The sequence below is a fragment of the Clostridium coskatii genome (assembly GCF_001675205.1).
In the GTDB taxonomy this organism is placed as follows: domain Bacteria; phylum Bacillota; class Clostridia; order Clostridiales; family Clostridiaceae; genus Clostridium_B; species Clostridium_B ljungdahlii.
This window is the reverse complement of the sequence record NZ_LROR01000109.1, coordinates 1-19416: the sequence shown is the minus strand read 5'-3', so window position 1 is coordinate 19416 and position 19416 is coordinate 1. Positions and strand designations below refer to the sequence as shown.

Genomic DNA, 19416 nt, shown 5'->3' with positions numbered 1-19416 from the left:
ACTCCAACTTCTATCAAAGTGGGAGATAACAGTTTACAAATTATGCAGATAAAAAACAAGGACATGGCAAAAATAACTATAACAGATACATTGCCATGTCCTTGTTAGATTAAACTATAGCATATTTTAAATTTTATGACAACAGTAAACAAACACAAATTTTACTGATTTTTTTATGCTGTGAGTACAAAACAAATAAAAAAATTTATGATATACTATTAAAAAATCAATTTAAAATTGTAAAAGGGAGTCAAAATATGAGTTATCTTTTATCTGAATTTTATTCATCTTCAAAAGAAATATATAAGATCAGGTTAATGGCAGGGGAAAAAGGCCTCATAAATGATATAACCTGGGTGTACCTTGCTGAAGATATAGAAAATGCAGATTTTCTAAGAGGAAATGAATTAGTTATTACTACTGGTTTGTCAGCTGGAACAAAAATAAGCTGGCTTTATGAATTAATTAGAGAATTAATTTACCGAAAGTGCAGCGGCTTGTTAATAAATACTGATAAATATATTCTTATTAAGGATATTTCTAGAGAAGTTATTGAACTGTGTAATTCAGAAAATTTTCCTCTTTTTATAATGCCTTGGGAGATACACATTTCTGATATTATGCAAGATTACTGTAATAAGATATTTATGGATAAATACCTGGAAAATACTTTGTCTAAGCTGTTTTACAATGTAATATTCGATTCACAAAATGTTAAAAATTATATTCCTCTTTTAAATTCAAATGGTTATCCTACAGAATCTTCTTATTATGCAGCTAAAATAACTAATATTAGTTCGCCGTTGAAATTACAAAATTGTATTAATCTCTTATCGATAAAATATCATATATTTTTAAAAAATAACTATTATATTCTAATTCTGCAGGAATGCTCAAAAAAATTACTAAATAATCTTATGAAAAACTATTTTGAAATAATTGATAATGAAATAGCTTTAAACTCATCAATATTGAGACCTCAAATAGGAATAGGTGAAAAAGTTTCTTCATTATCAAAACTTTATTTTAGCTACTCTACTGCTTCCTATGCTTTAGAAACAGCTAAAGCTTCGAATAAGGACTGTGTGTATTTTGACGATCTTGGTATATTTCGCATACTGAGTTCTGTATCTAACAAAGAATTACTACGAAATATATATTTTGAAATGCTTGATCCCATAATAGATTATGACAGGAAGAATAACACCCAACTGCTAAAAACTCTGAAAGTATATTTGGATTTTGATGGCAGCATTCAGGAAACTGCAAATTTCTTATATAACCATCGCAATACCATCAATTATCGCATGAAGAAAATACATGATCTTTTAAAAAAAGATTTAACCTCAACGGAGGATAAGTTTAATTTAAGGATGGCCTTTTATATTAAAGAATATCTGAGATTGTAAATGCATGATAAACAGAGTTCTTGGCATCAGATGGAGTTTTTACTCCACATGATGCTTATTAACAGGATTCTTAGTGTCTTTAGCACTTAGAAGACGTTATCCTTTAGGGAAAATCGTTATCCAGGGACGTAGATGCTCTTTACTCTCACTTGGAGAAAAGCAGATGTCCCAAATTCTTTGATTTGGTGACAGTCGCTTTCACAGAGTGCGTGAGAGTATTAGAGCAGGTAGTCATCGGATAAAATGTAGAACTATCTTGTCAATATTAAAATATGGATGAGATAGTTCTTATTATATTATTTTATATTATTAGAAAAGTCATATAAGATAAACATTAGGTTAAATTAAACATTTCAAATATAAATTTTTTCCAGATAGTAATTTACTAGGCATGTAGTAGTTAAAACTAAAAATAATTCGCAAATATAACCTTTCAAAATTAACAAATAGAAAATAATTATTTAGTTTTTTTAATAATTTATCATACGATTTATGATATTTTACTTAAAAAATATACGAAATTAAAGAAAAGAGGACATGGGAAGGCTTTATACATGCGCCTTATGTATATTGAGCACAAATTAGCAAAATAAAGTTTGTGTTCATATGCTATTGTTATACAAAATGAAATATTGTAGTATTTAATTATTCAATATTGATGAAAAAAAAGTAAATATTACACTTTTAATTTTTATTTTGAAATTTATTATTTTGATTCTTGCAAAAATAGCCACAAAACATTGTAACAGTTTACATAATTTGAAATTGACAATTTAACAATTAAATAATTAAATACAAAATGCCATGTTTAAAGAATTAGTTGCCAGTTAAGGAGGCTTAAAAATGTTAAAGGAAGAATTACCTAAAATAATAACTGATCAAGTTCCGGGATCGAAAGCGGCAGAAGTAATACGAAGAAGAGAAGATGCAGTACCTTCCGCAATTAAATGTGTATATCCTGTTGTAATAAAAAGGGCAGAAGGTGCGGTGATTGAGGATGTTGATGGGAATTATTTTCTTGATTGGACTGGGGGTGTAGGCGTACTAAACATTGGATTTTCCCATCCAGAAGTGGTTGAAGTTGTAAAAGAACAATCAGAGAAATATTTTCATGGTATGTTTAATATTGTTACACATGAAGGATATGTTAAGCTGGCAGAAAAAATGAATTCCATTGTTCCTGTAAAAGGAAATAAGAAAAAAACATTCTTTGCAAATAGTGGAGCAGAAGCTGATGAAAATGCAGTAAAAATAGCAAAAGCTTTTACAAAGAGACCCAATATAATTGTATTTTCAGGAGCATTTCATGGACGTACAGTTATGACCATGGCAATGACATCGAAAAAATCTTATGCCTATGGAATGGGACCTTTTCCAGATGGTGTATACCGTGCAGAATTCCCATATTTATATAGAAGACCTGAAGGAATGCCAGAAAGTGAGACCATTAATTATTATATAGAAAGTATTAAAAAAGTATTTGATCAAGCTTCACCACCAGAGTATGTAGCAGCTATAGTAGTAGAACCTCTTCAGGGCGAAGGCGGATTTATTCCAGCTCCGATTGAATGGGTTAAAGCAGTAAGAACTATTTGTGATGAATATGGTATATTGCTTGTTGCAGATGAGGTACAATGTGGGTTCTGCCGTACAGGTAAAATGTTTGCTTCTGAATATTGGAAGGAAGCAGGAGCAGCTCCAGATATAATAGCAACTGCAAAATCTATTGCAGCTGGTATGCCATTAAGCGCAATAACAGCAAGGGAAGAGATTATGGAGGCAGTAAGACCTGGAACAATTGGAGGAACTTTTTGTGGAAATGCAGTAGCATGTGCAGCAGCATTAAAAGTGATAGAAATTATGGAAAGAGATCATTTGGCTGACCGTTCTATGGAAATAGGTAAGAAAGTAATGAAACGCTATATGGAATGGAAAGAAAAATATGAGATTGTTGGAGATGTAAGAGGACTCGGCGGAATGGTTGGAATAGAATTTGTAAAAAACAAAAAAAAGAAAGATCCAAATGCTGAAATTGTATCAGCAGTTATTCAAGAAGCAGCCCAAAATGGACTTATGATTGAGAACTCGGGTGTTTATGGAAATGTCATCCGCTTTTTAGCACCACTTGTAATTACAGATAAGCAGCTTGAAGCAGGATTAGATATTTTTGAAAAAGCAATTTGTAAGTGTATGCAAAAGTAAGTTACTTTTCTATTATAAATTACACAATTGAATCAAATAATTAAATGTAAAAAGGGAGGAAAAAGTATGAGCAAGTATGATGTTATTATTGATACTCTTCCTGCTAAAGGTGACAGAATTGAAATATTATTCCGTCAGGCAGGTGATGGCTTTATTCAAGTGGAATATGGTTTTGAACAGAGGGTGGAACTGCTGGATTCCTTTAGAATTCTGGCAGTAGATGCAAAGGTTAAGAAAATGAATATCAAGGGATTAATTGAGACACTACCAAGTTTAAGAGCAAATATGATACATTTTGATCCTACCATTATTTCCCCACAAGAACTTATTGACAAAATCAAAGATGCAGAAGAATCTATTGCTGGTGTTGATGATATGGTAATTGATTCAAGAATCATTACGCTGCCAATTGCTTTTGAGGACAGTCAAACTAAAAAAGCAGTTGAAATGTATTTAAAACAAATTCGTCCTGATGCACCAAACTGCAAGGATGGATATAATCTTGATTACATGGCTCTATGTAATGGATGCACTGTAGATGATATTAAACATATGTTATTAGATACTTATTGGTATAACAGTGGATGCGGCTTCTGGCCGGGTGGTGGATTTTTCTGGCCAATGGATCCAAGGTGCAAAATGATTGTACCAAAATACAATCCTCCCCGTATATGGACTCCAGAAGGAGCAGTTGGTATTGGTGGAGCCTGCCTATTTACTTACACTACAGCAACTGGTGGTGGATATCAATTATTTGGACGTACTATTCCTACATTTCAGTTATCAATGAAACATCCACAATTTAAAGACGGACCATTTTTATATCGTCCATCAGGGGATCGCATAAAATTTGTAGAAGTTTCAGAAAAAGAAATATTAGATATATATGATCATGTTCATGAAAAAACAGATTATGTATATGATATTCAGGAAAGCCAAATTGTTGTTAAGGATTATCTGGAATTCCTTGCAAAACCAGAAGTCGTTAAAGGTGCCAAAGAATTTGCGAAGCGCCAGGAACAAGGCTCCAAAATAGCACCTAAGCTCTAATAAATAATATAAGAAGGAGGTAAAAAATATGATTAAAGTTATAAACGGTGGAATTGAAGTTTTGGTAGAAGATTGGCCAGGAAGACTTGGATACATGGGACTTGGAATGGCTGCTGCAGGTGCAATGGACAATCTTGCATTACAGCTTGGAAACTTAATTTTAGGAAATAAAAAAGGTGACGCAGCTCTAGAAATTGCCGGTGGTTATTGCCAGTTTGAAATTGTAGAAGACGGAGTTATTGCAATAACAGGAAGTGACATGAGCCCTACAATTAATGAAAGTGATGTACCAATGTGGGAAGCAATTGCAGTTAAAGCAGGTGATATACTTAAATTTTCACACTTTGGACAAGCTGGTTTCAGAGCTTATGTGTGTATAGCAGGAGGAATTGATGTACCAGAATATCTTGGAAGTAAATCAACTTGTCTTTTTGGAAGCTATGGCGGTTTTGAAGGGCGCAAGCTTGCAAAAGATGATGTTATAAAGGTGAATAAAAAAGATACTTCAGGAATTGCTGGTAGAAAATTAAATCCTAAGTATATACCTGAATACGTGAATGAATGGGAATTAAGAACTATTCCAGGGCCTAATTCAGTACCTGACTATGTAACGGAAAGTGGAATGGATTATTTGTTTAGTACGCCAATGAAAATCTCACATAATGCAAACAGAGCGGCTTATCGTTTGCAGGAAGTACCAGATTATTTTTGGGCACGTGAGGATGGTGGAAAAGGCGGAAGCCACCCTTCAAATATTGTTGATCATGGTTACAATATGCGCGGTGCAGTTAATGTAACTGGAAATACCCCTTCTCTGCTTATTGCAGATGGACCTACATTAGGTGGTTTTGTATGCGTTGCAAATGTCATTAATGTAGATTTATGGAAAATTGGCCAGGGGATACCTGCAAGAGATAAAGTAAAACTTAAGCTGGTTACTGTAGAAGATGCAATAAAAGCACGTAAAGAAAGAGAAGCAATGTTTGAATCAGTTGATTTAGTGATTGGTTAATAAAAACAAAAAAATAAAAAATGGAGGATGAAATTATGGAATATACATTAAAAGCACATATGCCTGGGCTTGTAGCTCGAGTAGTAGTAAATGTTGGTGATAAGGTTGAAGAAGGACAGGAACTTGCAGTTATTAACTGTATGAAAACAGAAATGAGCTGCCAGACAGAAAAAGCAGGTGTAGTAAAGAAAGTTCTTGTTGCTGAATGGGATGAAATGGATATAGGATCTCCTATGATTATTTTAGAAGTTTAATGGAGGTGAATAAGTATGAAGATAGATATTAATGTTGATATGGGCGAAAGCTTCGGACGTTATGTTCTTGGAGAAGATGAAGCACTTATGCCTTATGTAACATCTGCAAATATTGCAACATGCTTTCATGCCGGCGATCCACTTGTTTTGGAACGTACCATAAAATGGGCAAAAAAGTATGGAGTAGCAATAGGTGCACATATAGGTCTTCCTGATAGGCAAGGATTTGGAAGAAGACAGATGGATATTTCAGTTGAAGAACTTAGATCCGATATGTTATATCAGTTAGGAGCAATGGATGCATTTTTAAAATTGCAGGGTCTTAAAATGCAACATGTAAAGCCTCATGGAATATTATACCGAATGGTTGGTGAGCAGGAGAAATATATTGATACTTTTCTCGATACTATTGAGGAATATAATAAGGATCTTTATATTATGCTTCATACAGGATGCGAGGCTTTAAAACGTGCAGAAAAGAGAGGCTTGAAGACAGCACCAGAGGTATTGATTGACCTTGGCTATGATAAAAATGGAAACTGGATGCTTGAAAGAGTAAAGAAAGCACGTTCTCCAGAGGAAGTAGCTGATAGGGCAGTTAAGGTTGCAAAAGAAGGAAAAATTGATACAATTGATGGAAAACTAATTGATGTTAATGGATGCACAGTATGTATTCATGGTGATTCACCTAATGCTACTATGGTGGCAACTGCGGTGAGGGAATCATTAGAAAACAGTGGTGTAACAGTTACAAACCTGAATGGATACTTTGGACAAACATAGGAGGGGAAGTAGAGATGAAAAAAATTGAAGCATTAGATGTATCGGTAGCAGTTCTAGCAGCAGTATCATGTCTTTTTATGTATATAAAAGTTCCTGTTTGGGCTTTGTTTATAGGCTGGGCATGGTACTTTACTTTAGGGGCAACTCCAGACCTTATTGCAAAGGGAATACCACCGATGATTACAGGATCAGTACTTGCAATTTTAGCATTTGTCCTTATCAATATATTTACGGGATTTATGCCAGCTATGGCAGCTACCATAGTTTCAGTTTTTATTACAGTATTTTTGTTAATGATATCACTAAAAATATCTGCATTGAATATTTCTCTTATGTCTTTTAATGCTTATTCATGTATGTTCATAGGTTATGGTGCAGGAGCGTATATGACAATTAAAGGAATGCCTGCTCTGCTTAATGCAGCAATTTGGATTACAGGAGCAAATTTCATCGGATTGATTTTTGGGTGGATGAGTATTAAATTTACAACATTTAAAAAGAATTAAAGTTAAATTAAAAATGCTGTTTTTTGAAAACAGCATTTTTAATATTTAAATAATTACATCAAGTTCAACTTTTCTTCCATAGATTCAAATTCCTTATTTACAGCTTCATCAGGTTTTTTAGTCAAAAGGCTTACAACTACGATGGATATGAGAGATAAGGTAAAGCCAGGAATCATCTCATATAAATGAGCAGATAACCCTGATACAATCCATATTATAACTGTTAGTCCTCCTACAACCATTCCAGACAAAGCTCCCCATTTTGTCATTCTCTTCCAGTAGAGACTTATTAAAAGAGTTGGACCAAAAGCGGAACCAAAACCTGCCCATGCCTGTCCTACTATACTTAAGATAGTTTTATTTGGAACATAAGCAAATAAAACTGCAACAGCTGCAACTACAAGTACAGATATTCTTCCTATAAATACCTGAGTGTGCTCAGGTGCTTTCTTATTTAAAAATGTAAGATAAAAATCTTTTGTAATAGAGCTGGAGCAAACTAAAAGTTGGGAAGAAATAGTACTCATAATAGCAGCAAGTACTGCAGATAGTATTATACCTGTAATAAATGGATGGAATAATATATCACCAAGACGCAAAAATACCATTTCAGGATCTTTTAGAGGTTGATTGTGCATTGTAAAATATACAAGACCTATAAGTCCACTGCTTATTGCACCTAAAAGGCCAATAGCCATCCAGCTTATACCTATTCTTCTTGCAGATTTTAATTCTTTTGCAGATTTTATTGCCATAAAACGTACAATAATATGAGGTTGTCCAAAGTAACCAAGTCCCCAAGCTAAAAATCCAATAATAGTAGAAAAACTTGTTCCTCTAAGTATGTCAAATAGTGCTGGATTGATATGTTTTACTTTACTTACAAAAGTTCCAGGATCTACCCCTATATTCATGTATGCAACTACAGGTACCATGACGAGAACTACAAACATAAGACTTCCCTGGAAAAAGTCAGTGAGACTTACTGCTAAAAAGCCACCAAAATATGTATATATTACAACTATGGACAGTGTAACTATTACTCCTGATGTATATGTAAATCCAAAAATGTCCCTAAATAATTTTCCGCCGGCTACGATACCTGAAGAAACGTATAAAGTGAAGAAAACGAGAATTATTATTCCGGATACAAGCCTCAGCATATTAGCATTATCTTTAAATCTGTTTTGTAAATAATCTGGCACAGTTAAAGAGTCATTTGAGACTTCTGTATAAATTCTAAAACGTGGTGCTAATAAGAGATAATTGAAATAAGCTCCTATAGTTAAACCAATTCCAAGCCACATACTGGAGATACCTGTAGTATATACAGCACCAGGAAGACCCATAAGCATCCAACCGCTCATATCGCTTGCACCAGCAGATAATGCTGTAACCATAGGACTTAGACTTCTACTCCCAAGCATATAGTCTGAAATGTCGTGGGTTTTCCTGTAAGAATAATAGCCTATCAAGAGCAAAATAAGTAAATACAGCCCGATAGCCATAAGTGAATAGTACTTCATATAAATTCTCCTTCTTATAATTTAAGTTTTGTTAAAACTAATTTATGAATTTTTAAATTAGTATAATGTCATATAAGTATAATATCACATTCTAAGTAAATTTAAAATTATTATATAATTTTAAATTATATGGCTAAGAATATGGAACTAACTTATACATGCTTATACATGGAAATACACATGAGAATTTTAAATATGAATTTTTAAAAGCATTTTATGCAAAAAAGGCAGCATCAGATATTAGAATAAATTAACCACACTAATTGTGAAATGTTATAATTTATATATGTAAAAATTATATTTGTGGAAAAGGGGAAATTTAAAATGAAAAGTGACATGACAAAATATGTAGAAAAAGCAAAGGAACTTGGGGCCTATAATGCTAAAATAATAAGTACAGATACTATAAAAACAGGGGCATGGACAATATTAAAGTGTAGGTATGGTTGTAAAAATTATAATACAAGTTATTGTTGTCCTCCAAAGACTCCTTCTTATAAGGAAATTCAAAATATAATCGATTGTTATAGTACTGGATTGATAGTGCAATCTAAATCAGATCTTGCAGCTACTACAAAAATTATAAATAAATTAGAAAACGAAATTTTTCTTTCAGGATATTATAAGGCATTTGGATTTGGTGCAGGGCCCTGCAGATTGTGTGAAAAATGCAATATGGAACATTGTGCACATCCACAGGAAGCTAGACCTTCTATGGAAGCTTGTGGTATAGATGTATTTGCAACTGTAAGGGAAAGTGGTTTCCCTATAGAGGTATTGAAAGGTGAAAAAAATGAAAGTAAAAATGAATTAAATTGTTATGGATTGATATTGATTGAATAAGGGGCTATTTTTAATAGTTCCTCTTATTATATATTGTATTTTTGCAACTTACTGAAAATAGTATATAGTAAAAATATTCATAATGTATAAACAAATATGATAAATTTAAACATTATGTAAGTTGAATTGTAAAAATATATACGATATGCTATTATTAATAAAAGTTAACATAAATGGTTAACTTTTATTAAAGGAGGAGGTGTTATGAATGAAAAATTGGTTAATACAATGGCTGACTTAGATGAAGATTCAGAAATCATTGGAGGATTGGGAGAGTACTCTCAATCAAGTAGTGGCATATTTGTAATGGAAATTATTTACGATGATATAGGAAAGAATATAGTAACTACAGTAATGAAGAGCAATAGGTTTGATGTAAAGGATTTAAGTGTTGATGTGTCTACATCAAAATACTATAATTTCAGCTGCAAAAGGCAAGTAAAGTATAAATTCAACTAAGGTTTATACTTTTCTAAAATATATTATGAAAGGAGAATATTATGGAAAGAAAATTGAAAAAATCTATTATTAATTTTTATGGGGTACCATCTTTTGGATTTCAGTTATTTGTAAATGTGGAAATATATTATTTTGCCGCATTCTTAACTGATTACGCAAAAATATCGGCAGCTCTAGCAGGCACTGTATTGATGATTACAAGTATATTTGATCTTGTATGGGTTCCTACTGCAGGAGTTATATTGGAAAAAACCAACCTGAAGTGGGGGAAATATCGTTCATGGCTATTAGTAGGACCTCCTTTTGCAGTACTATTTTATATTTTACAATTTTCCAAGATAGGTTCTGCAGGAGTAAATGCAATTATAATTTCAATAGGATTTATAGTAAGTCATTTAATTTGGAATATTTTTTATGCAGGACATGTAGCAATGAATTCTTCTATGACAGAAGTAAGAGAAGAAAGAATTGCTATGGCATCAAACAGAGGTATGTTCAACTCATTAGGTAATATTTGCTTTTCTTTGTTAAGTATGCCTTTAATATTGATTATAGGAAAAGCTATCGGCAATCCTGCTGGTGGGTATACTTTTACCGTTGCAATTGCAGGTATTCTTATGATGGGATGCTATTATATATTATTTTTTATGACTAAAGACTATGCAAATGCTGGAATTTCAACTCAAACAGGTAAATCAGAAGAAAAAATGTCTATAGGTGAGATGATAAAACAGATAGTAGTAAATCCACCTCTTATAGGATTGTTATTAGGTGAGCTTGGAAGATATTTAGGAAGGTTTATTATTTTTGGAATGGCATTTTACTATTTTAAATATGTTGTTAATAATTTGGCAGTAGTTACTGCATTTTTTACAGGTCTTAGTATAATATGTCTTTTAGGTGCTGTTATTACAAATCCGCTGGCTAAAAAAATTGGAGAAAGAAATACTTATATTTTATCACTTGTAATATTTATAATTGGATTACTTATTGTATGGGCTTTACCAATGAATTATATGTCATTTATGGTATTGATGTTTGTAGCATATTTAGGATATGGAATTCCTGATGCATTAGGTGTTGCTATGTATTCATCTACTGTGGAATATGGCGAATGGAAAACTGGAAAAAATGCACGAGGATTTATTATGTCATTAATAAGTTTCCCAATTAAAATTGCAATATTTTTAAGAAGTGTTATTATAACAGCTGTTCTTGTGGGGGCAGGATATGTTGCAAATATGAAGCCTACATCCCAATTAGTATCAGGTATAAAGAATGGAATGGCATTAATTCCAGCAATTATTATGATAGTAGGATTGATTTTTATTGTATTACTTTATAAAATTACACCTGATAGTCTTGAAAAGATGCAAGAAGAAATTAAAGCAAGAAAAGTAGAAAATTAAAATTTCTATATGCTTCCTTTGTGATGAATAGTTAAAATAATAAAACTGTTTATTTCAAGGAAGCATATTTTTATCTGATAACTACCTACTGTAACATTTCAACTAAGTAAGATTCATTGATAATTAACTAAAAATGATGATTACTAAAAATACTCATAATGTATAAATAAGTATGCTATATTTAGTCATTATGCAGGGTGAATTTCCATAATATATATGCTATCCTGTTATTAAACAAGTAATTACTTATATTAAAGGGGGAAATGTTATGAGTAAAAAACTAGTTAACGCAATGGCAGATTTGGATGAAGATGTTGTTTTAGCGGAGGTAAAAGCACAAAAGGAAAATGGAGCACCAGTATTAGATATAATAGCAGACTTACAGGAAGGCATGGGAATTGTAGGAAGTAGATTCGAAAAAAAGAAATATTTTTTATCTGAACTTATTATGTCAGCAGAAGTGTTTAATGAAGCATCAGAGATTATTGGAGGATTAGGAGAAGCTTCAGGATCAAATAACGGTATATTTGTAATGGGAACTATTTATGATGACATACATGATATAGGGAAGAATATAGTAACTACAGTAATGAAGAGCAATGGGTTTGATGTAAAGGATTTAGGCGTTGATGTACCTACATCAAAATACATTGAGGCTATAAAACAATATAAACCAAAGGTAATAGGAATATCCTGTCTTTTGACTACATGCTTTGATAATGTAAAACAGTGTATAAAAGAAATAGAAGATGCAGGACTTAGAAAAGATTTAAAAATTCTTGTTGGAGGGGGACCTGTAGATGAAGCTGCGGGAAAATACATGGGTGCAGATTTAGTTTGTAAAGATGCACAGCAGACTGTAGATTTCTGTAAAAAAGCCATGGGGGTGTAATAAAATGAAAACTGCAGAAGAACTGTATAGTGAACGATTAAATAGAATAAAGGTAGCCATAACATTGCAAAAAAATGATAGACCTCCTTTTTCTATGAATTCATCTGCCTTTTGTGTTAAGTATGCAGGTGGAAAGTTATCGGATATGGTTACTAATGTAGAATATGGAAACTCCTTAATTTTGAAGGCGGTAAAATCTCTTGGGGTAGTAGATTGTATACAAGGTGGAGCAGACTTTCCACCTATGATGGGCACAGTGTATCTTTCGCCAACTAAGCTTCCAGGTAGAGAACTTCCTTGTGATACTTTATGGCAAATTGATGAAAAAGGTCTTATGACAGAAGAAGATTATGACACGATTATAGATAAAGGATGGAATTATTTTTCACAAAAATTTATAAAGGAAAGGTTGGGAAACCTTTATAAAGATATTGAATATTTTATGCCGCTTGCTCCTAAGCTGAATAAAAAAATTGTGGATGAGGGATATCCAATTTTAACGGAAGCTGTAGCCTTACCTCCTTTTGAAACTATAAGCGGAGCACGTTCCATCTCCAAATTTATGAGGGATCTATATAGGATGCCTGATAAAGTACAAGCTGCCCTTGATGTAATTTTAGAAGATACTTTGGAGAGTTTAAGGCAACAGATACGTGAGGTTAAGCCTCTGACAGTGTTTGTTGGAGCAGCTCGTGCAGCTGGAGATTTTTTATCATTAAAATTATTTGACAGATTTATGTGGCCATACCTTAAAAAGATAGTTGAAGTAGTAGTGGATGAAGGATCATTTGCATATCTCCATTTAGATATGTGTTGGGATCGTTTTCTAGACTACTTTTTGGAGCTTCCAAAAGCTAAGTGCATTTTTTCGCCAGATAGTACAACAGATATATTTAAGGCAAAAAAAGTTTTAGATGGTCATATGTGCATTATGGGAGATGTTTCTCCATCGCTTTTAACGTTAGGTACACCAGATGATGTACATGCTTACTGTATGCGCCTTATGAAAGAAATTGGGCCTGACGGATTTATTATGGCTGCAGGGTGTATGCTTCCTGCAAACGCTAAAGTAGAAAATGTAAAAGCTATGCTTTCTGCAACTTGTGGAAAATAATATAAAAGATAGGGACGTGTTTTATATACAAATGTTATTAAAAAAGAGTACATACTGATACGATTTGGTATAAATCCTGCCAGACTTATTCTAAATTAATAATATCAGTTAAAGTACTCAGGTAGATTATACTCAAAATAAATTAAATATGTCAATAACTAAAATTATAATAGAGGCAATTGAAATGAAAAATAATGAACAAGTAATTGTATATGAAATGTAAAAATTATGGGGGTGTAATAAAATGATATCACAAGAAATGACTGAAATACGTAATAAAAGGGTTATAGCTGCACTTAATATGGAGAAAACAGATAGAATTCCAATATTTCTATCTGGACAGATGTATTACAATTTTATAGATCCTACAATGACTATTGCTGATTATTGGAGAAGACCCGAATTAGTGGATGAAAAACTTATAGAGGCTGCAGAGCTTCCTATACTTGATGAAATGGATTCAGCTCCTACATGTACAGGAATACCTATGGAAACTTTTCTGCAAAGTTTTGCAGCTATGTGGTTTGCAAAGATGAAAGTGCCTGGACGTGAATTAGGTGATAATGTATTATGGCAGATTGATGAACAAGGACCTATGACGGAAGAAGACTATGATACAATTATAGACAAAGGCTGGGAATACATGAAGAAAGAACTCTATAATAGAATTGGATATCATCCAGAAGAACTTCCTCAAATGGATATGGAGTATGCTGGAAAACTTCAAAAAAGAATAGCATCTCTTGGAAAAACAACGGTTGGCATGTCCGGTGGATTATTACCTATACCACCATTTGAAACTTTAAGTGGTGCACGTAAATTGTCCAAGTTTTTTAGGGATTTATATCGTATGCCTGACAAAGTTAGGGCGGCATTAGATGTTATGGAAGAGGCAGAATTAGAAAATACAGTTAAAGCTATGAAAGCTATGCCTGGTGTATATGGATTTATAGGTGGAAGTCGCTGCGGATGTGACTTTATATCCCCAAAGATTTTTGAAAAATTCTATTTCACATATCATCAAAAGCTAGTACCTGTAATGCAGCAAAATAATGTAAAAACTTGGTTTCATATGGACGGTAACTGGGAGGCATTTTTGCCTTACTTTAGGGAATTCCCTAAAGCTCAGTGTATATGGGATCCTGATCATGTAACTGATATTCGAAAAATTAAAGAAATACTTGGAGACAAGATGTGTATTACCGGCAACGTGCCTCCAGCACTTACATCAGTTGGTAAACCTGAAGACTGTTACAAGTATGCTAAGGATCTTGTGGAATTATTTAGAGATCATGATGGTTTTATTATGAACTCAGCTTGCAGTGTACCACCTAATGCAAAACAAAAAAATATAGAAGCTGTTATTTTAGCAACCCTTGGTAAGTAATTTAAATTAGAATATTTAATTTTAAAAAATAGAAAATGTTCCTGGGGGATTTCCAGGAACATTTTCTATAAGAAATAATAATTATAATTTTTGATCCAAAGGTTTTTTCATTAAGCCAAGCAAGGCTGCGGTTATAAAAGAACCTATTAATATAGCAAATACGTATAAGAGTGGATTACCACTAACTATTGGTATTACAAATATGCCACCGTGAGGTGCAGGAAGTCCTATGTTGAACATCATGGATAGTCCTCCAGCAACAGCAGCTCCCACTATAGATGCAGGAATTACTCTTGCAGGATCTGAAGCTGCAAATGGTATAGCACCTTCGGTTATAAAAGTAGCTCCCATTATATAACAAGTTTTTCCTGCATCTCTTTCTTCTCTTGTAAACTTATGCTTAAAAAATGTAGTAGCAATAGCAATTCCAAGAGGAGGAACCATTCCACCTGCCATTATTGCCGCATGAGGGGTGAATTTACCTGCAGCTATCATGGCTATTCCAAAAGTATAAGCTGCCTTATTTACAGGACCTCCCATATCTACAGCCATCATTCCACCTAATATAATTCCTAAAATAACTTTATTGGCTGTTCCCATTGATCCAAGCCACTGCTCTAGAGCTGTATTTATAGCTTTTACAGGATTTACGATAAACAAAAGCATTATAGCTCCGGTAATTAATATTCCTAATAAAGGATATAAAAGTACAGGCTTTATACCTTCAAGTGAAGCAGGTAGTCCAGAAAAGGCTTTCTTTAGTAATATAACAACATAACCACCTAAAAATCCAGCAATTAATCCACCTAGGAATCCAGCTCCATTATTAGCTGCTATAAAACCCCCAACCATAGCAGGTGCAAAACCAGGTCTATCTGCTATACTCATTCCAATAAAACCAGCAAGTACAGGTACCATAAGGGAAAATGCGTAAGTACCGCCTATATCATGTAATAGCTTGGCCACAACATTAAAAGACGGATCTTTAGGATCAAAGCTTTTAATGCCAAACATAAATGATATAGCTATAAGTATACCTCCACCTACGACGAAGGGAAGCATATTTGAAACACCATTCATTAAATGTTTATAAAAACCTGTTCGTTGCTTTTTATCTGAATTAGATCCTTCAACTTTTTTATCTGAATGATATGTAGGAACATCATCCATCAAGGCTTTATTTATAAGTCCTTCAGGATCTTTAATGGCATCAGATACGGATACCTGGATTAATTTTTTGCCATTAAATCTTGTCATTTCAACTTGCTTATCTGCAGCTACAATTATGCCATCTGCCTTTTGTATGTCTTCATCAGTAAGCTTATTTTTTACACCAGTAGATCCATTTGTTTCTACCTTAATTTCAATTCCCATATCTTGAGCTTTGTTGTTTAAAGCATCTGCCGCCATATATGTATGTGCTATGCCTGTGGGACAAGCTGTAACTGCTAATACTAATTTACTAGGTGATTCACTTATATTGTTTTCTTTAGATGCAGTGCCTTGATTTTTAGATTTTACATATTCAGCTTCCTGTTTATCTATGAGATTTAATACTTCATTTTTAGATTTTGCATTTATAAGTTTGTTTTTGAATTCTTCATTCATAAGCATACTGGATAATCTGGCAAGGGTATCTAAATGTTCATTATCGGCACCTTCGCTTGCTGCTATCATAAAAAACAATTGGGCATCGGTTCCATCTAAGGATTCGTAGTCTAATCTCTCTTTTTTTATTCCAAAAGCTAAGGAAGGAATTTTTACGGCTGCTGTTTTTGCATGGGGAATTGCTATACCTTCTCCTATTCCTGTAGAGAACTCAGATTCTCTTTTAAGTATTTGTTTTTTATATTCATCTTTATTGTTTAATTTTCCAGCTGAATCAAGTATGTTTATAAGTTCGTCTATTACTTCTAATTTTGTGTTTGAGTCTAATTTAAGTTTTATTGTACTTTGTTCTAAAAGCTCAGTGATTTTCATAATTTTACCTCCATTTAAATTAATATTTCAACTTTTGCACATATAAAATTTTGGATTAGCAAAGCAAGCCTAAAAAAATAAATTAGTTTTCTGACATAAGGAAGAAAACTTACCTTTACTGTACTATGTCCTCTGTCAATTGTCCTCTAAAAAAGTTGAGTTAAATATATTACAGCTTTTTATCTGATGGATGTGCCTCTAGGTTGCTTTATCCGATGGCTACCAGCCGTAATATCCCCATCTTCTTATAAAGTGGGGGATAACGGCTGCTACGACCCTGGATAACGATTTCTAAGTTTCAGATGGAAAAAAACCTTCCACCTGAAACCAAGAACTCTGTTTATGTTAAAGTTTAGCTATGTGTACATCAGAAAGTAAATTCTCAACATCATCTTTTTTACATAAGTCTTTAGAAAAAGCAGTTGCACTTCCGGAAGCAGCACCATATCTGAAACTTTCAACTATGTTAAAACTTTTTGTATATTGGGCAAGAAAACCAGCTACAACGGAATCACCAGCACCTACGGAATTTTTTACTTCTCCCTTTGGTGCAGAAGCAGTGTAAATACCTTCATCGCATAAAAGTAGGGCGCCATGCTTTCCCATTGAAATTATTATGTTTTGGGCACCCATATCTTTTAATTTATTGGCATAATAAATACAATTTTTTATATCTTTAATTTCTACATCAAATATGTCTCCAAGTTCATGTATATTAGGTTTTATTAAAAATGGTTTATATTTTAATGTAGAAGTAAGGGCATCTCCGGTAGTATCTACTATAACTTTGCTGTTTTCACATTTTTCTTGAATTATAGAATATATATTGGATGGTATAGATTTTTGTACATTTCCTGCAAGTACTATAAAATCTTCTGGCTTCAAATTTTCTATTTTTTCGAATAGTTTATTTAGATTAGAGCTATCTATATGTGGTCCTGCAGCATTTATTTCAGTTTCCTTATTGGATTTAAGTTTTATATTTATTCTTGTGTCTTCATTAACTTGTATAAAATCTGTAAGAATACCTGAATTTTTAAGAGAATCCTCTATAAACTTGCCAGTAAATCCACCTATGAATCCTAATGCTTTGCTTGGTGTTCCAAGATTGCTTAGAACTCTGGACACATTTATTCCTTTTCCACCGGCATATTTTTTTTCATTTACAACTCTATTTATGGAACCTAAAATTAAGTTATCAGTTTGTATAACATAGTCTATTGAAGGATTTAAAGTTACTGTATATATCATTAATCTGTCACAACCTTTACTTTAGTTTTTTGTATATATTTTTCATAATTTTCTATTTTACAGTTTGTAATTATGGAAGCTTGATCTAAATTTCCTACCTTTACAAAACTTACTTCTCCAAATTTACTCTCATCTGCAAGGATGTAGCTTTGATCTGAATGTTTAATGGCATTTTCTTTAAGTATAGCTTCTTCAGAGTCGGGAGTAGTAAATCCGTATTTTAGATGAATGCCGTTTATACCTAAAAAGCATTTGTCAAATCTAAATTTTTCAATACTTTTAAGTGCATCGCATCCTATAACAGCTTTTGTACTATTTTTAACTTTTCCTCCTAGTATATATCCATTTATATTGTTTTCAATAATAGCATTTATATGATTTAATCCATTAGTTACTACTATCAGAGATTTTTTATTTATATATTGAATCATTTCAAAAGTAGAAGTTCCTGCATCTAAATATATACAATCTCCTTCTTCTATATAGGATGCTGCGAATTTTGCTATTTTTCTTTTTTGATCTACATTTTGAATTTGTTTTTCATTATAAGTTGGTTCTATGAGACGGCCTTTTGGCATTGTAGCACCACCGTGAATTCTCTTTAGTACATTTATATTTTCAAGATAAGTTAAATCATGTCTTATAGTAGATTCAGATGTATTTAAAAGGTTTACTAAATCATTAACCTTTACAATTCCATTTTGCTTTAATTTATCTAATATTATCTTATGCCGCTGTTCTGTTAGCAAAATTGCTCACCTTCTTTCCTAGATAAAATTTATTATTAATCATTAAATGTATTTTATGTAAACATTATAGTATAAAATTTTCTAAAAAACAATCATTTTAATCCAAAAACATTCAATATAATTCATAAATACTTCAAGATCAATCATATAGAGAAATTCTTCCCCTAAATTTAATATGGATGAATTATTTTTACTTAGAAAACTAAGTATGTACACAGTGTGTATAAATTAACAATGTCAAATTCTGCATTATGTAAGGTGAATTTCAAAAAAATATGTGCTATTCTATATTTAATGAACAATTCATTTTCAATAATTTTTACAGGATAAATTACAAGAGCTACCTAATACTAAAAAGGAGAAATAATTATTATAAGTTAAATTGTAAATGTTTTAATTAAATTGTTTATTAGGAAATTATGAAAATGAGGTTAAAATAGAAGGAGGTTAAAATATGTTAATAATAGGAGAATTAATAAATACAAGCAGGAAGCTTATACGTGAAGCTGTAGAAAAAAAAGATGGAAACTACATACAGGAAATTGCAAAAAAACAAGAAGAAGCAGGGGCAACTTATATAGATGTAAACT

17 protein-coding genes and 1 pseudogene are annotated in these 19416 nt (G+C 32.4%); 14 read left to right on the top strand and 4 right to left on the bottom strand.

Going from position 1 to position 19416, the window contains the following annotated elements:
- Nucleotides 1–257: 257 nt before the first annotated feature.
- The 7 genes from CLCOS_RS21150 (at nt 258) to CLCOS_RS21120 (ending at nt 7216) form a co-directional block, all read left to right on the top strand.
- The gene (locus CLCOS_RS21150; RefSeq protein ID WP_063599945.1) at nt 258–1409 is read left to right on the top strand and encodes a PucR family transcriptional regulator; all 1152 of its coding nucleotides are present in this window, start codon (nt 258–260) and stop codon (nt 1407–1409) included.
- Between the two features lie 843 nt (nt 1410–2252).
- Nucleotides 2253–3611, top strand: a complete 1359-nt coding sequence (gabT, locus tag CLCOS_RS21145) for a 4-aminobutyrate--2-oxoglutarate transaminase (protein ID WP_063599944.1) — start codon at nt 2253–2255, stop codon at nt 3609–3611.
- Between the two features lie 66 nt (nt 3612–3677).
- Entirely contained in the window at nt 3678–4661 is a 984-nt protein-coding gene (locus tag CLCOS_RS21140; RefSeq protein WP_063599943.1) for a 5-oxoprolinase subunit B family protein, read from the top strand.
- Between the two features lie 28 nt (nt 4662–4689).
- Nucleotides 4690–5673, top strand: coding sequence for a biotin-dependent carboxyltransferase family protein (locus CLCOS_RS21135; protein ID WP_063599942.1), 984 nt, complete (start codon nt 4690–4692; stop codon nt 5671–5673).
- 35 nt (nt 5674–5708) lie between these two features.
- Nucleotides 5709–5927, top strand: a complete 219-nt coding sequence (locus CLCOS_RS21130; protein WP_013238703.1) for an acetyl-CoA carboxylase biotin carboxyl carrier protein subunit — start codon at nt 5709–5711, stop codon at nt 5925–5927.
- A 15-nt stretch (nt 5928–5942) separates the two neighbouring features.
- Nucleotides 5943–6710: a 5-oxoprolinase subunit PxpA gene (locus tag CLCOS_RS21125; RefSeq protein WP_063599941.1), complete on the top strand. Its 768-nt coding sequence runs from the start codon at nt 5943–5945 to the stop codon at nt 6708–6710.
- Between the two features lie 14 nt (nt 6711–6724).
- Nucleotides 6725–7216 (top strand): DUF1097 domain-containing protein, encoded by a 492-nt coding sequence (locus tag CLCOS_RS21120; protein ID WP_013238705.1) that lies wholly within the window; start codon nt 6725–6727, stop codon nt 7214–7216.
- A 53-nt stretch (nt 7217–7269) separates the two neighbouring features.
- Here the strand turns inward: CLCOS_RS21120 and putP are convergent, their stop codons facing one another.
- On the bottom strand, nt 7270–8742 hold the full coding sequence (gene putP, locus CLCOS_RS21115; RefSeq protein ID WP_013238706.1) for a sodium/proline symporter PutP: 1473 nt from the start codon (nt 8740–8742) through the stop codon (nt 7270–7272).
- 324 nt (nt 8743–9066) lie between these two features.
- Between putP and CLCOS_RS21110 the strand changes: the two genes are divergently transcribed.
- The 6 genes from CLCOS_RS21110 to CLCOS_RS21085 all read left to right on the top strand — a co-directional run bounded on the left by CLCOS_RS21110 (nt 9067) and on the right by CLCOS_RS21085 (nt 14846).
- The gene (locus CLCOS_RS21110; RefSeq protein WP_023161690.1) at nt 9067–9585 is read left to right on the top strand and encodes a DUF2284 domain-containing protein; all 519 of its coding nucleotides are present in this window, start codon (nt 9067–9069) and stop codon (nt 9583–9585) included.
- 204 nt (nt 9586–9789) lie between these two features.
- The gene (locus tag CLCOS_RS21105) at nt 9790–10044 is read left to right on the top strand and encodes a hypothetical protein (RefSeq protein WP_063599940.1); all 255 of its coding nucleotides are present in this window, start codon (nt 9790–9792) and stop codon (nt 10042–10044) included.
- Nucleotides 10045–10085: 41 nt separating this feature from the next.
- On the top strand, nt 10086–11453 hold the full coding sequence (locus tag CLCOS_RS21100; RefSeq protein WP_063599939.1) for an MFS transporter: 1368 nt from the start codon (nt 10086–10088) through the stop codon (nt 11451–11453).
- Between the two features lie 268 nt (nt 11454–11721).
- The gene (locus CLCOS_RS21095) at nt 11722–12345 is read left to right on the top strand and encodes a cobalamin B12-binding domain-containing protein (RefSeq protein ID WP_063599938.1); all 624 of its coding nucleotides are present in this window, start codon (nt 11722–11724) and stop codon (nt 12343–12345) included.
- A gap of 4 nt (nt 12346–12349) precedes the next feature.
- Nucleotides 12350–13459, top strand: coding sequence for a uroporphyrinogen decarboxylase family protein (locus CLCOS_RS21090; protein WP_063599937.1), 1110 nt, complete (start codon nt 12350–12352; stop codon nt 13457–13459).
- Nucleotides 13460–13703: 244 nt separating this feature from the next.
- Entirely contained in the window at nt 13704–14846 is a 1143-nt protein-coding gene (locus CLCOS_RS21085; protein ID WP_063599936.1) for a uroporphyrinogen decarboxylase family protein, read from the top strand.
- 81 nt (nt 14847–14927) lie between these two features.
- Here the strand turns inward: CLCOS_RS21085 and CLCOS_RS21080 are convergent, their stop codons facing one another.
- From CLCOS_RS21080 to CLCOS_RS21070, 3 genes are all read right to left on the bottom strand, one after another.
- Nucleotides 14928–16826 carry a PTS fructose transporter subunit IIABC gene (locus CLCOS_RS21080; protein WP_063599935.1) on the bottom strand — a complete coding sequence of 633 codons (1899 nt, stop codon included), beginning with the start codon at nt 16824–16826 and terminating at the stop codon, nt 14928–14930.
- 345 nt (nt 16827–17171) lie between these two features.
- A complete protein-coding gene (pfkB, locus tag CLCOS_RS21075) occupies nt 17172–18077 on the bottom strand; it encodes a 1-phosphofructokinase (protein ID WP_063599934.1) in 906 nt (301 codons plus the stop codon).
- On the bottom strand, nt 18077–18826 hold the full coding sequence (locus CLCOS_RS21070) for a DeoR/GlpR family DNA-binding transcription regulator (protein WP_065080064.1): 750 nt from the start codon (nt 18824–18826) through the stop codon (nt 18077–18079). The genes pfkB and CLCOS_RS21070 overlap by 1 nt, the downstream gene beginning before the upstream one ends.
- A 454-nt stretch (nt 18827–19280) precedes the next feature.
- Between CLCOS_RS21070 and CLCOS_RS22915 the strand changes: the two are divergent.
- Nucleotides 19281–19416, top strand: a pseudogene (locus tag CLCOS_RS22915) (methyltetrahydrofolate cobalamin methyltransferase); the annotation flags it as partial.